Source organism: Klebsiella sp. 4_1_44FAA (assembly GCF_000238715.1).
Lineage (GTDB): Bacteria > Pseudomonadota > Gammaproteobacteria > Enterobacterales > Enterobacteriaceae > Klebsiella > Klebsiella pneumoniae.
In genome coordinates, this window is sequence record NZ_JH414804.1 from 255,778 (window position 1) to 268,854 (window position 13,077).

Below are 13,077 nucleotides of genomic sequence, written 5' to 3' on the forward strand. Positions count from 1 at the left end.
TACCCGGCTACGGCATTGTTGCACACTCGACCCGAATTTGCATTCCGATACTGTATATTCATTCAGGTTAAATTGTGTCATAATTAGCCGTTTCTGCCGTTTGTCCTTCAAGCAAACCAGGCAATCCGTGTATCTACCTACCGGGAAAGGTGAATGGATAAGATCGAAGTTCGGGGCGCCCGCACCCATAATCTCAAAAACATCAACCTCGTTATCCCGCGCGACAAACTCATTGTCGTCACCGGGCTTTCCGGGTCTGGCAAATCTTCACTCGCTTTCGACACCCTGTATGCCGAAGGCCAGCGTCGCTACGTCGAATCGCTCTCCGCCTATGCGCGACAGTTCCTGTCGCTGATGGAGAAGCCGGACGTCGACCATATCGAAGGGCTGTCGCCGGCGATTTCCATCGAACAGAAATCAACCTCTCACAACCCCCGCTCGACGGTGGGTACTATTACCGAAATTCACGACTATCTGCGTCTGCTGTACGCCCGCGTCGGCGAACCGCGCTGTCCGGATCACGACGTGCCGCTGGCGGCGCAAACCGTCAGTCAGATGGTCGATAATGTCCTCGCCCAGCCGGAAGGCCTGCGCCTGATGCTGCTGGCGCCCATTATTAAAGAGCGCAAAGGCGAGCACACTAAAACCCTGGAAAACCTCGCCAGTCAGGGCTACATCCGCGCGCGGATCGACGGCGAGGTCTGCGATCTGTCGGATCCGCCGAAGCTGGAGCTGCAGAAGAAGCACACCATTGAGGTAGTCATCGACCGCTTCAAGGTGCGCGACGATCTGGCGCAGCGCCTGGCCGAGTCGTTCGAAACCGCGCTGGAGCTCTCCGGCGGGACCGCCATTGTGGCTAATATGGATGATGAGAAAGCGGAAGAACTGCTGTTTTCCGCCAACTTCGCCTGCCCGATCTGCGGCTACAGCATGCGCGAGCTGGAGCCGCGTCTGTTCTCCTTTAACAACCCGGCGGGCGCCTGCCCGACCTGCGACGGCCTCGGCGTGCAGCAATATTTCGATCCCGATCGCGTGGTGCAAAATCCCGAGCTGTCGCTGGCGGGCGGCGCCATCCGCGGCTGGGATCGGCGTAACTTCTACTACTTCCAGATGCTGAAGTCGCTGGCGGAGCACTATAAATTCGACGTCGAAGCGCCATGGGGCACCCTCAGCGCCAACGTGCAGAAAGTGGTGCTGTACGGTTCAGGTAAAGAAAGTATTGAATTCAAATACATGAATGACCGCGGGGATACCTCGGTGCGCCGCCATCCGTTCGAAGGCGTGCTGCATAACATGGAGCGCCGTTACAAAGAGACGGAATCCAGCGCGGTGCGCGAAGAGCTGGCGAAGTTCATCAGCAACCGTCCGTGCGCCAGCTGCGACGGCACGCGTCTGCGTCGCGAGGCGCGCCACGTGTTTGTGGAAAACACCCCGCTGCCGACCATTTCCGATATGAGCATCGGCCATGCGATGGATTTCTTCAACAATCTGAAGCTTTCCGGACAGCGGGCGAAAATCGCCGAAAAAGTGCTGAAAGAGATTGGCGATCGTCTGAAATTCCTCGTCAACGTCGGCCTCAACTACCTGACGCTCTCCCGCTCGGCGGAAACGCTCTCCGGCGGCGAAGCCCAGCGTATCCGTCTGGCAAGCCAGATTGGCGCCGGGCTGGTTGGCGTGATGTACGTGCTGGATGAACCCTCTATCGGCCTGCACCAGCGCGATAACGAACGCCTGCTCGGCACCCTGATCCACCTGCGTAATTTAGGCAACACGGTGATCGTCGTTGAGCACGACGAAGACGCCATTCGCGCCGCCGACCATGTGATCGATATCGGTCCCGGCGCTGGCGTTCACGGCGGCCAGGTAGTAGCGGAAGGGCCGCTGGAGGCCATTATGGCGGTCCCGGAATCCCTGACCGGCCAGTTCATGAGCGGTAAACGCAAAATTGAAGTGCCGAAACAGCGCGTGCCCGCCAACCCGGAGAAAGTCCTCAAGCTGACCGGCGCGCGCGGCAACAACCTGAAGGATGTAACGCTGACCCTGCCAGTGGGCCTGTTTACCTGCATCACCGGCGTCTCCGGCTCGGGTAAATCCACGCTGATCAACGATACCCTGTTCCCGATTGCCCAGCGCCAGCTCAACGGCGCGACCATCGCTGAACCAGCGCCGTATCGCGATATCCAGGGGCTGGAACATTTCGATAAAGTGATCGATATCGACCAGAGCCCGATCGGCCGGACGCCGCGCTCCAACCCGGCAACCTATACCGGGGTGTTTACCCCGGTGCGCGAGCTGTTCGCCGGCGTACCGGAGTCTCGCTCACGCGGCTATACGCCGGGGCGCTTTAGCTTTAACGTTCGCGGTGGGCGCTGCGAAGCCTGCCAGGGTGACGGCGTCATTAAGGTTGAGATGCACTTCCTGCCGGATATCTACGTGCCGTGCGACCAGTGCAAAGGCAAACGCTATAACCGCGAAACGCTGGAGATTAAGTACAAGGGTAAGACCATCCACGAAGTGCTGGATATGACCATTGAAGAGGCGCGTGAATTCTTTGATGCCGTACCGGCGCTGGCGCGTAAGCTGCAAACCCTGATGGACGTCGGCCTGACCTATATCCGCCTTGGCCAGTCGGCGACGACCCTGTCCGGCGGCGAGGCGCAGCGCGTGAAGCTGGCGCGCGAGCTGTCCAAGCGCGGTACCGGCCAGACGCTGTATATCCTCGATGAGCCGACCACCGGTCTGCACTTCGCCGATATCCAGCAGTTGCTGGAAGTCCTGCACCAGCTGCGCGATCAGGGCAATACCATCGTGGTGATTGAGCACAACCTCGATGTGATTAAAACTGCCGACTGGATTGTCGATCTCGGCCCGGAAGGCGGCAGCGGCGGCGGCGAAATCCTGGTCTCCGGTACGCCGGAAACCGTTGCCGAGTGCGAAGCCTCGCACACCGCGCGCTTCCTCAAGCCCATGCTGAAATAATTAGCGGGTAAGCTGCTGCCGGACCGGCTCCGGCAGCATTTTCACCGCCTGCTGATAAGACGCATCGACCAGGTAGTAGATTTGCGAATCCGGCAGCGAGCCATCCAGATAGACGGTGCTCCAGTGCGCTTTATTGAGATGCTGGCTGGGCCGGACATCGCGATGCTGCTGACGCAGCAGCTCAGCCAGCTCCGGACTCGCCTTCAGCGCGACCGCCGGCCGCTGGTCCTCAACCTCCTTCACCATGGCAAACAGCACGTCTGAGACCTTAATCTGCGTGGCTTTCCAGTCGCTGTGGACGCTCTGCTCTGCTCCCGGTTTCGCCATGCAGTACTGTAATAACTCCGAAATTGTCATCTTTTATTCCCCCATGAGCGTCGCAACGATGCGCCGCGAACCGCCGTGTATCCGATGCTCCCCCAGCCAGATGCCCTGCCAGGTTCCCAGCCTGACGCGCCCGTCCTCGACCGGCAGCATTAGCGACACGCCAAGCATCGATGATTTGATGTGCGACGGCATATCGTCAGGGCCTTCATAGTCATGTTCATACGGCGCATTGTCCGGTACGGCGTTGAGAAAATACTGCTCCATGTCATAGCGGACGGTGGGATCGCAGTTTTCGTTGAGCGTCAGGGAAGCGGAAGTATGCTGGAGCAGGAGGTGCAGCAGGCCAACCTTCACCCCGGACAGCCCGCGGATCTGGCCAAGGATTTCGTCGGTGACCAGATGAAAACCGCGGGATTTTGGCCCAAGCGTCAGGGTTTGCTGATACCACATCATTGACTCCTTTTGCGAATGAATCCTTCTAAGTGTGCAGCAATACGTGAAAAGGTAAAACCTTCCACCCCTGATTTTGCATAAAAAAACGGCAGCGCCGTCGCTGCCGTTTATCGCGTTCAGGCGGTCATCAATATTCGGAATTGACGATTACTTCCTCGCCCAGCGCGCCAGCCATCGGCAACGGCTTATAGGAGGAGTTGGCGGCCCGCAGCACGCGGATGCCACGGGCGCCCGCTTCGCGGGCGGCGGTGATATCATTATCCGAATCGCCGTAGAAAACCTTTATCTGCTTCGCCTGCAGCCACTGGGTCTTGGTGTTCTGGCCAGGCTTATCGCCAGCGAAAATCACCGGATTCATATTGGCGGCCGGGATGAGAAAATCATCCTGCAGGGTTTTAGAAACGGTTTCGGTTTTGGTCTGGCTGCGGCCGGTGACGAACCAGATGCTGTCCCCGCGCTTCACATGCATCGCAATCAGCTGGCGCGCCACCTCTTTCGGCATGCTGAATTCATCCCAGCCATTGTTCATTTTTTCCCAGAACTGTGGGTTTTTCAGGTAATCCTCGCTGCCGGGAGAGAAGGTTTTTTGCCCGCGCCAGAAACCCGGACTGGAGAAGAGGACGGTGTCATCGATATCAAAGCCGACGGCCATCGGCGGCCGCCCCAGCAGGCTGTTCTCAATTTGCGCCACCGAAACCCAGTGGATCGGCGCCTGCTCGGCCAGCTGGGCCACGTTGGTGCCAACCCACAGCGGCTGCGGCGTGGAGGCGCGCGCCACAACGGCGCTGTTCAGCGTGAACAGGAGAGAAGCCGCCGCAAGGGCGAGAGTAAGTTTGCGCATATTTATCCCTAAATCTATCAATCATTATTGTTTTCAATAATGTGCATGCTTATCAACGTCCCGACCTTACCCGCCGGCGGCATGGATGAAAAGCCTTTTTCGCGCAGATGTCATAGAAAAAGAGGATGATCACATCCGAGGGGGTTGCCCCTGCCCGTTGACCGGCAGAGACAACCTGCTGGAGAGCGGCTTACATTACCGCGGCAAAAGCTTTCGCTACCTGCTGAACATTACGTGAGTTTAACCCCGCCACGCACATGCGTCCGCTGGCAATCAGGTAGACGCCAAACTCGTCGCGCAGACGATCCACCTGCGCCGCGCTAAATCCGGTATAGCTGAACATCCCGCGCTGCTTGAGCAGGTAATCCACTTTGCTACCCGGGGCAACCTGCTGCAGCGCGTCGACCAGCGCCTGGCGCATGGTCAGGATGTGCGCGCGCATGGCGTCCACTTCCGCCTGCCAGGTGGCTTTCAGAGCTGCATCGTTCAGCACCGTCGCCACCACCTGCGCGCCAAAGCTTGGCGGGCTGGAGTAGTTGCGGCGCACGGTGGCCTTCAGCTGACCCAGCACGCGGCCCGCGGTTTCGCTGTCTTCACAGACCACGGACAGACCGCCGACGCGCTCCCCGTACAGCGAGAAAATTTTGGAGAACGAGTTGCTGACCAGCATCGGCATCCCGGCGCTGGCGATGGCGCGAATAGCGTAGGCATCCTCTTCCAGCCCCCCGCCAAAGCCCTGGTAGGCGATGTCGAGGAAGGGGATCAGCTGACGCGCTTTCAATACCTCAACCACGCGGTCCCACTGGGCTGGCGTCAGGTCGGCGCCGGTCGGGTTGTGGCAGCAAGGGTGCAGCAGCACAATATCGCGGGCCGGCAGCGTTTGCAGCGTCGCCAGCAGGTCCTCAAAGCGCACGCCGTTGGTGGCTTTATCAAACCAGGGGTAAGTACTTACTTCGAAGCCAGCCCCTTCAAAAATGGCGATGTGGTTTTCCCAGGTCGGATCGCTGACCCAGACATGAGACTCAGGAAAGTAACGTTTGAGGAAGTCGGCCCCGACCTTCAGCGCGCCCGAACCGCCGACCGTCTGAATAGAGGCAATGCGATTTTGCTTAAGCGCGGTATGCTCTGCGCCAAACAGCAGCGGCGCAATCGCCTGACGGTAGCCGCTCAACCCTTCCATTGGCAGATACAGCGAGGCGCCATGCGGCTCGGCGTTCAGGCGTGCTTCCGCTTCCGCCACCGCCTGCAGCTGCGGGATAATGCCGTCATCGTTGTAGTACAGCCCGATACTCAGGTTGACTTTGTCGCTTCGCGGGTCTTCTTTGAAGCGTTCCATCAGAGAAAGAATAGGGTCGCCGGCGTAGGCGTCAACTTTTTGAAACACGCGATGTATCTCCAGGTTTACATGGGGCAGGTTCTTACACAATAAACCGGATATGACGGCAGGTCGAGAGGATGTTGAGGGGAAAGTGACCGCGCAGCGGTATAAACCGCTTTTTTGAGCGCCGCAGGCCTGGTGCGTACCGGATCAGCCTCTGTGCTATCCGGTACGCCAGAGGCTTAGTCGAGGTATTTCATGGCGACGCGGGAGGTCAGTCGCGTAATAAGTTCGTAAGCACTCACTTTCGTTATCTCGGCGATGCGCTCTACCGGGAGCCCCTCTCCCCACAGCACTACCGCGTCGCCGGCCTTATCCTGGGCCTGCGGTCCGAGGTCAACGCAGATCATATCCATCGCCACCCGGCCGACAATCGGCACTTCCCGGCCATTGACCAGTACCGGCGTGCCCGACGGTGCCGCACGCGGATAACCGTCGCCATAGCCCATCGCCACCACGCCGAGACGGGTATCGCGTTCGCTGATCCAGGTGCCGCCGTACCCGACGGGCTCCCCTGCTTTATGCTCGCGCACCGCAATCAGGCTGGACGTCAGGGTCATCACCGGCTGGCAGCCGAAATCTTTCCCGGTGGAGCGATCGTCCAGCGGCGACACGCCATACAGGATAATTCCGGGGCGCACCCAGTCGTAATGCGATTGCGGCCACAGCAGAATGCCGCCCGAGGCGGCGATAGAGCGCAAGCCCGGCTTGCCTTCGGTAAAGGTGGTGAAGATGTCCAGCTGGCGTTCGGTGGCGCCGCAGGTCGGCTCATCGGCGCGCGCGAAGTGGCTCACCACGTTCACCGGCTGGCGGACGTTTTTACACTGGCTCAGACGCTGATAAAACGCCTCGGCTTCCTCCGGGCGCACCCCTAAGCGATGCATGCCGGTATCCAGCTTCATCCACACGGTCACCGGCTCGGGGAGATCGGCTTGCTCCAGCGCCGCCAGCTGTTCGGGGCTATGCACCGCCGTATGCAGGCGCTGGGCGGCGATCACCGCCAGGTCTTCCGCAGCAAAAAAGCCTTCCAGCAGGAGGATCGGCTGGGCGATGCCCCCCGCTCGCAGGCGCAGCGCCTCTTCCAGGCGGGCGACGCCAAAGGCGTCGGCGTCGGTCAGCGTTCGCGCGGTCTCGAGAAGACCGTGTCCGTAGGCGTTCGCTTTCACTACCGCAACCAGTTTGCTGGCGGGCGCCAGTTCACGCAGACGTTGCAGGTTGTGTCGCAGAGCGCGGCGGTTGATAACTACAGTTGCCGCTTGCATTTGAATTCCTTAATAAAAGAAGGCGGAAGGATTACTCATCATCATACTGAGGACCGGCATAATTATCGAAACGCGACCACTGGCCGTTAAAGGTCAGTCGCACGGTGCCGATCGGGCCGTTACGTTGTTTACCAATGATAATTTCCGCGATGCCTTTAAGATCGCTGTTCTCGTGATAGACCTCATCACGGTAAATGAACATGATTAAGTCGGCATCCTGTTCGATAGAGCCGGACTCACGCAGGTCGGAGTTGACCGGGCGCTTATCGGCGCGCTGCTCCAGCGAGCGGTTAAGCTGCGACAGCGCCACCACCGGCACCTGCAGCTCTTTCGCCAGCGCCTTCAGCGAGCGGGAGATTTCGGCAATCTCAAGGGTACGGTTGTCGGAGAGCGACGGCACGCGCATCAGCTGCAGGTAGTCGATCATAATCAGTCCGATGCCGCCGTGCTCGCGGGCGATACGCCGCGCGCGGGAGCGCACCTCCGTCGGCGTCAGGCCGGAGGAGTCATCGATATAGATATTGCGCTTTTCCAGCAGGATGCCCATGGTGCCGGAGATCCGCGCCCAGTCTTCGTCGTCCAGTTGACCGGTACGAATGCGGGTCTGATCGACGCGCGACAGCGAGGCCAGAGAACGCATCATGATCTGTTCCGAGGGCATCTCGAGACTGAAGATTAATACCGGTTTGTCCTGCAGCATCGCCGCGTTTTCCACGAGGTTCATCGCGAAGGTCGTTTTACCCATCGATGGACGGGCGGCGACGATAATCAGATCCGACGGCTGCAGGCCGGCGGTCTTTTTGTTGAGGTCGTCGTAGCCGGTATTGACCCCGGTGACGCCGTCATGGGGCTGCTGGAACAGCTGTTCGATACGGGCGACAGTGGCATCGAGGACATCGGCGATGTTCTTCGGCCCTTCGTCTTTGTTGGCCCGGCTTTCGGCGATTTTGAAAACCCGGGATTCGGCGAGGTCGAGCAGATCTTCGCTGGTTCGCCCCTGCGGGTCGAAGCCGGCTTCGGCGATCTCGTTGGCCACCGAAATCATTTCGCGCACCACCGCGCGTTCGCGCACGATGTCGGCATAGGCGCTGATGTTAGCCGCGCTGGGCGTGTTTTTGGACAGTTCGGCCAGATAGGCGAAGCCGCCCACGCTGTCCAGCTGCCCCTGACGCTCCAGCGACTCGGCGAGCGTAATCAGGTCAATCGGGCTGCCGGACTCCTGCAGGCGCGCCATCTCGGTAAAAATATGACGGTGCGGACGGGTATAAAAGTCGTCGGCAACGACGCGTTCGGCGACGTCGTCCCAGCGCTCGTTATCCAGCATTAAACCGCCCAACACCGACTGCTCCGCTTCAATCGAGTGCGGCGGGACTTTCAGCCCGGCGAGCTGCGGATCGCGTTCGCGGGTTTCTGTCTGTGGTTTGTTGAAGGGTTTATTTCCTGCCATAGCCTAACATTTCACCGATCCGGAAAAGAGCGTGACAGTATAGCGAGAAAGCCATTGCCGCTAAAGAACCCATTAAGCGTGGCAGGCCTGAGGCGGGTAAGAAAATCCGTCGCCGCCGGCGCAGGCTGTTAAGCTTACTGAATAATCTCGGAACAACACAGGAGCGAACATGGCAACACGCATCGAATTTTCGAAACACGGGGGACCGGAGGTGCTTCAGGCGGTTGAGTTCACGCCACGCGATCCCGCAGAACATGAGATTCAGGTCGAAAACAAAGCCATCGGCATCAACTATATCGACACCTATGTTCGCAGCGGCCTCTATCCGCCGCCGTCGCTGCCGAGCGGCCTGGGCACCGAGGCGGCCGGCATCGTCAGTAAAGTTGGCCATGGGGTCACGCATATTAAGGTAGGCGATCGGGTGGTGTACGCCCAGTCGGCGCTCGGCGCCTACAGCACGGTACACAATGTGCTGGCCGACAAAGCGGCGGTCCTGCCGGACGCTATCTCTTTCGAACAGGCCGCCGCGTCGTTCCTCAAAGGATTAACGGTCTGGTATCTGCTGCGCAAAACCTATGAAATTAAGCCTGATGAGATGTTCCTGTTTCACGCGGCCGCTGGCGGCGTGGGGCTGATAGCCTGTCAGTGGGCGAAAGCGCTGGGGGCGAAACTTATCGGTACCGTCGGCAGCGCGCAGAAAGCGCAGCGCGCCAAAGAGGCGGGCGCCTGGCAGGTGATTAACTATCGCGAGGAGTCTATCGTGGAGCGGCTCAAGGCGCTCACCGACGGTAAGAAAGTGGCCGTCGTCTACGACTCGGTGGGGAAAGATACCTGGGAGGCCTCTCTGGACTGTCTGCAGCGCCGCGGCCTGATGGTCAGCTTTGGTAACTCCTCCGGTCCGGTGACCGGCGTTAATCTGGGGATCCTGAATCAAAAAGGCTCCCTGTACGTCACTCGCCCATCGCTGCAGGGCTATATCACCAACCGGGAAGAACTGGAGGAAGCCTGCAGTGAATTGTTTTCGCTGATCGCCAGCGGGGTGATTAAAGTGGACGTGGCTGAAAGTCAGATCTATCCGCTGAGCGAAGCGCGGCGGGCGCATGAAGTTCTGGAGAGCCGGGTGACGCAGGGTTCGAGTTTGCTGCTGCCATAAGTTGGCAGAAGGGGCAAAAGTTTAGGGCTTCCACCTGGGAAGCCCTTACTTTTTTTAGTTCGGCTGTATGTAGGGTACAGCGCGATGAATTCGTTAACGCGCTAATAGTGACAGATTTGCGCAGCAATGCCTACGCGGTTGTCTGCAAAATTGTTCAGGTTGTGACGCACCCCTCAATACCTTAGTAACGCCAACGGTTATTGTCGCGAAAAGCGTTTCCGTTCGGGGATTTCAGCGCCCGAATAATCCACACCGCCGCCACCGCCAGCAGCAGCCACGGCAGTAATTTGATCATCAAGGCGAACAACCCGCCGACGAACATCAGCGCCGTCGCCACCACGATTGCCGCGATAATCCCCAGCAGCGATACGCCGGTGACCAGCAGCATGACAAAAAATCCAATGACAAATAGCAGTTCCAGCATGGTTCTCTCCCCAAAGAATGAATACTTCACTCTGCAGGTATTACAAAAAGCATGCCAACCATAAGCTTTTGACTTTAAAACAAAACGCCCCGCGACGGTGCGCGAGGCGTGGTCAATTTCACCAGGTTTTGGTCAGAAATTAACGTTTATCTGCCACCAGCTTCAGGGCATGCTCCAGCACTGCAATATCGGCGCCGGCTTTATGCGCATTTTCGCTCAGGTAGCGACGCCACTGGCGAGCGCCGGGGATCCCCTGAAACAGCCCCAGCATATGGCGGGTAATATGGCCCAGATAGGTGCCCTTGCTGAGCTCGCGCTCAATATAGGGGTACATGGCTCGCACCACCGCTACCGGATCGGCATCCGCGCCGGCGACGCCGAAAATTTCACGGTCGACCGAGGCCAGAATGCCCGGGTTCTGATAGGCCTCACGCCCGACCATCACCCCATCCATATGCTCAAGCTGTGCTCTGGCTTCGTCCAGCGATTTGATGCCGCCGTTGATCGCCATCGTAAGGTGGGGGAAATCGCGCTTCAGCTGCCAGACGCGGGGGTAATCCAGCGGCGGGATCTCGCGGTTCTCTTTTGGACTCAGGCCGGAGAGCCAGGCTTTGCGGGCGTGAATAATAAACATCTCACACTCGCCCTTGCCGGAGACTGTCTCAATGAAATCGCACAGAAACTCATAGCTATCCTGGTCGTCAATGCCGATACGGGTTTTCACCGTGACCGGAATCGACACCACATCGCGCATCGCCTTGATGCAGTCGGCCACCAGTGGCGCATTGCCCATCAGGCAAGCGCCAAACATCCCGTTCTGCACGCGGTCGGAGGGGCAGCCGACGTTGAGGTTGATCTCATCATAGCCGCGCGCCTCGGCCAGCTTCGCGCACTGCGCCAGGGCCTGGGGATCGCTGCCGCCGAGCTGCAGAGCAACCGGGTGCTCTTCTTCGCTATAGGCCAGATAGTCCCCTTTGCCGTGAATAATCGCCCCGGTGGTCACCATTTCGGTATACAGCAGCGTATGCCGCGACAGCAGCCGCAGGAAGTAGCGGCAGTGTCGGTCGGTCCAGTCGAGCATCGGCGCGATGGAGAAGCGGTGAGCAGGGAAAACAGGTGACGTTGATTCAGGCATCATGGCGAATAAATAAGCATCCGGGTAAAAAGGGGCGCTACTATAGCATAAAGATACACCACAGGCGCATAGTGCGCCGCGCTTCGCCCCTCACCTGAAATGATTACTTTTTCCGCGGCTTACCGTCGTGTGGACCGAAGAACTGCGGCGGATGGTCAACCCAACGATCCTGGCGCGTCGCGGCATAGCCGGGATTGAGCGGGTAATAAATGCGGTTGTACTTCTTGTTGGCCTCGCCCACCACCAGCAGACGAACTTCCTGCTCGGTGTTATTGAGAAAGGTGTGGCAGATGCCGGTACCAGCGGGAAAACCCACGCTGTCGCCGGGCTCCAGCTTCCAGAGATAGCCGTTTATCCACACTTCCGGATAGCCCTCCAGCACGTAGATGAACTCTTCCTCATCGCTCTCCGCGTGTGGATAAGAGGTGCGCCGCCCGGGCGGCAGCCGCTCGTGGTGGATCCCCAGCCGGTTGAGACGTAAACCTCGCCCCAGCGGCGCGCCGATTGAAAAACGCTCCGGGCTGTCGGGATAAGTAGCATCGTCGGGCCCTTCCAGTTCGCGCCAGTGGCGAATGCAATCAGGTCGTTTCATCGTTTTCTCCCGAAAATGAGACACTTCAGATATAGCATACCCAGGGTCGGGCGTGTTGTGATTAAATCGGACATGGTGGTTTTAGCGAGCGGCTAAGGCGTAGTCTGCTCGAGAATAAGCGGCCAGCGCTCGGGACGGGCGCCGGTGCCGACAACCTGAAGTATGACCCGTATCACCTGCCGGCTCTCGGTGTTTTCTGAGGAACGTGATAAAGTAACAGATTCAAATTCACGCAACCCGAGGATGCTCATGGATAAGACCCCTTCGCAAGAGATGTTAGCGCATGCTGAAAAGCTTTGCGCACAGCGCGGCGTACGCCTGACTCCACAGCGTCTGGAAGTGTTGCGCCTGATGAGCCTGCAGCAAGGGGCAATCAGCGCCTACGATCTGCTGGACTTGCTACGTGAGAAAGAGCCGCAGGCGAAGCCGCCGACGGTTTACCGTGCGCTGGAGTTTTTACTCGAGCAGGGTTTTGTCCATAAGGTAGAGTCAACCAATAGCTATGTGCTGTGCCATCTGTTCGACCAGCCGACCCATAGCTCGGCTATGTTTATCTGCGACCGCTGCGGCGTGGTAAAAGAAGAGGCTGCGGAAGGGGTGGAAGATATCATGCATACGCTGGCGGCCCGCATGGGGTTTGCCCTGCGCCACAATGTGATAGAAGCTCACGGGCTTTGCGCGGGCTGCGTGGAAGTCGAAGCCTGCAGCACCCCGGGACACTGCCAGCACGATCATACTATTCAGCTCAAAAAGAAAGCCCGCTGAGCGGCTGCCGCAGCGGGAAAAAGGGTTAACGGCGCGTCCGTGCGCCATTCAGACAGGCACTAACACAAATGCTTCATTCTTCGGATCAAGGAACGCTACCAGCGATAGTCGTTCTTATGCTCCCAGTCTGAGACTTCTTTCTCAGCCTGATCTTTCTCATAGCCGTAACGCTCCTGAATTTTGCCGACCAGCTGGTCGCGCTTCCCTTCGATTACGGTCATATCATCATCGGTAAGTTTGCCCCACTGTTCCTTGGCTTTACCTTTAAACTGTTTCCAGTTACCGCCGATTTCGTCTTTATTCATAATAACGTCCTCATCA

13 protein-coding genes are annotated in these 13,077 nt (G+C 58.7%); 3 read left to right on the forward strand and 10 right to left on the reverse strand.

Annotated elements, in window-relative coordinates; translation table 11 throughout:
- Nucleotides 1-153: 153 nt before the first annotated feature.
- Nucleotides 154-2,979, forward strand: a complete 2,826-nt coding sequence (gene uvrA / locus HMPREF1024_RS05515) for an excinuclease ABC subunit UvrA (RefSeq protein ID WP_004146620.1) — start codon at nt 154-156, stop codon at nt 2,977-2,979.
- Here uvrA and HMPREF1024_RS05510 read toward each other — a convergent pair whose 3' ends face one another.
- From HMPREF1024_RS05510 to dnaB, 6 genes are all read right to left on the reverse strand, one after another.
- Nucleotides 2,980-3,336 carry an MmcQ/YjbR family DNA-binding protein gene (locus HMPREF1024_RS05510; protein ID WP_002884953.1) on the reverse strand — a complete coding sequence of 119 codons (357 nt, stop codon included), beginning with the start codon at nt 3,334-3,336 and terminating at the stop codon, nt 2,980-2,982. It lies immediately after the preceding gene.
- A gap of 3 nt (nt 3,337-3,339) precedes the next feature.
- A complete protein-coding gene (locus HMPREF1024_RS05505) occupies nt 3,340-3,756 on the reverse strand; it encodes a secondary thiamine-phosphate synthase enzyme YjbQ (protein WP_002884951.1) in 417 nt (138 codons plus the stop codon).
- A 130-nt stretch (nt 3,757-3,886) separates the two neighbouring features.
- Nucleotides 3,887-4,600, reverse strand: coding sequence for an acid phosphatase AphA (gene aphA / locus HMPREF1024_RS05500; RefSeq protein ID WP_004151745.1), 714 nt, complete (start codon nt 4,598-4,600; stop codon nt 3,887-3,889).
- 190 nt (nt 4,601-4,790) lie between these two features.
- Complete coding sequence (tyrB, locus tag HMPREF1024_RS05495) at nt 4,791-5,984, reverse strand: aromatic amino acid transaminase (RefSeq protein ID WP_002884946.1); 1,194 nt, start codon at nt 5,982-5,984, stop codon at nt 4,791-4,793.
- 176 nt (nt 5,985-6,160) lie between these two features.
- The gene (alr, locus tag HMPREF1024_RS05490; protein WP_002884943.1) at nt 6,161-7,240 is read right to left on the reverse strand and encodes an alanine racemase; all 1,080 of its coding nucleotides are present in this window, start codon (nt 7,238-7,240) and stop codon (nt 6,161-6,163) included.
- A gap of 31 nt (nt 7,241-7,271) precedes the next feature.
- Complete coding sequence (dnaB, locus tag HMPREF1024_RS05485; RefSeq protein WP_002884942.1) at nt 7,272-8,687, reverse strand: replicative DNA helicase; 1,416 nt, start codon at nt 8,685-8,687, stop codon at nt 7,272-7,274.
- Between the two features lie 169 nt (nt 8,688-8,856).
- Here dnaB and HMPREF1024_RS05480 point away from each other — a divergent pair, with 169 nt between their 5' ends.
- Nucleotides 8,857-9,840: a quinone oxidoreductase gene (locus HMPREF1024_RS05480; RefSeq protein ID WP_002884941.1), complete on the forward strand. Its 984-nt coding sequence runs from the start codon at nt 8,857-8,859 to the stop codon at nt 9,838-9,840.
- Nucleotides 9,841-10,021: 181 nt separating this feature from the next.
- Here HMPREF1024_RS05480 and pspG read toward each other — a convergent pair whose 3' ends face one another.
- The 3 genes from pspG to HMPREF1024_RS05465 form a co-directional block, all read right to left on the reverse strand.
- The gene (gene pspG, locus HMPREF1024_RS05475) at nt 10,022-10,264 is read right to left on the reverse strand and encodes an envelope stress response protein PspG (RefSeq protein ID WP_004178271.1); all 243 of its coding nucleotides are present in this window, start codon (nt 10,262-10,264) and stop codon (nt 10,022-10,024) included.
- A 139-nt stretch (nt 10,265-10,403) separates the two neighbouring features.
- A complete protein-coding gene (gene dusA, locus HMPREF1024_RS05470) occupies nt 10,404-11,402 on the reverse strand; it encodes a tRNA dihydrouridine(20/20a) synthase DusA (RefSeq protein WP_025368550.1) in 999 nt (332 codons plus the stop codon).
- 100 nt (nt 11,403-11,502) lie between these two features.
- Nucleotides 11,503-11,991, reverse strand: coding sequence for a cupin domain-containing protein (locus HMPREF1024_RS05465; RefSeq protein WP_002884935.1), 489 nt, complete (start codon nt 11,989-11,991; stop codon nt 11,503-11,505).
- A gap of 249 nt (nt 11,992-12,240) precedes the next feature.
- Between HMPREF1024_RS05465 and zur the strand changes: the two genes are divergently transcribed.
- Complete coding sequence (zur, locus tag HMPREF1024_RS05460) at nt 12,241-12,756, forward strand: zinc uptake transcriptional repressor Zur (RefSeq protein WP_002884931.1); 516 nt, start codon at nt 12,241-12,243, stop codon at nt 12,754-12,756.
- A gap of 95 nt (nt 12,757-12,851) precedes the next feature.
- Here the strand turns inward: zur and HMPREF1024_RS05455 are convergent, their stop codons facing one another.
- Nucleotides 12,852-13,061, reverse strand: a complete 210-nt coding sequence (locus HMPREF1024_RS05455; protein WP_004151747.1) for a CsbD family protein — start codon at nt 13,059-13,061, stop codon at nt 12,852-12,854.
- Nucleotides 13,062-13,077: the final 16 nt, after the last annotated feature.

What these genes read in the sequence shown, in the direction of transcription:
- HMPREF1024_RS05455 (WP_004151747.1), bottom strand. Translation starts at nt 13,061, where the DNA reads ATGAATAAAGACGAAATCGGCGGTAACTGGAAACAGTTTAAAGGTAAA.
- dnaB (WP_002884942.1), bottom strand. Translation starts at nt 8,687, where the DNA reads ATGGCAGGAAATAAACCCTTCAACAAACCACAGACAGAAACCCGCGAA.
- uvrA (WP_004146620.1), top strand. Translation starts at nt 154, where the DNA reads ATGGATAAGATCGAAGTTCGGGGCGCCCGCACCCATAATCTCAAAAAC.
- alr (WP_002884943.1), bottom strand. Translation starts at nt 7,240, where the DNA reads ATGCAAGCGGCAACTGTAGTTATCAACCGCCGCGCTCTGCGACACAAC.
- aphA (WP_004151745.1), bottom strand. Translation starts at nt 4,600, where the DNA reads ATGCGCAAACTTACTCTCGCCCTTGCGGCGGCTTCTCTCCTGTTCACG.
- HMPREF1024_RS05505 (WP_002884951.1), bottom strand. Translation starts at nt 3,756, where the DNA reads ATGTGGTATCAGCAAACCCTGACGCTTGGGCCAAAATCCCGCGGTTTT.
- HMPREF1024_RS05480 (WP_002884941.1), top strand. Translation starts at nt 8,857, where the DNA reads ATGGCAACACGCATCGAATTTTCGAAACACGGGGGACCGGAGGTGCTT.
- HMPREF1024_RS05510 (WP_002884953.1), bottom strand. Translation starts at nt 3,336, where the DNA reads ATGACAATTTCGGAGTTATTACAGTACTGCATGGCGAAACCGGGAGCA.
- zur (WP_002884931.1), top strand. Translation starts at nt 12,241, where the DNA reads ATGGATAAGACCCCTTCGCAAGAGATGTTAGCGCATGCTGAAAAGCTT.
- HMPREF1024_RS05465 (WP_002884935.1), bottom strand. Translation starts at nt 11,991, where the DNA reads ATGAAACGACCTGATTGCATTCGCCACTGGCGCGAACTGGAAGGGCCC.
- pspG (WP_004178271.1), bottom strand. Translation starts at nt 10,264, where the DNA reads ATGCTGGAACTGCTATTTGTCATTGGATTTTTTGTCATGCTGCTGGTC.
- dusA (WP_025368550.1), bottom strand. Translation starts at nt 11,402, where the DNA reads ATGATGCCTGAATCAACGTCACCTGTTTTCCCTGCTCACCGCTTCTCC.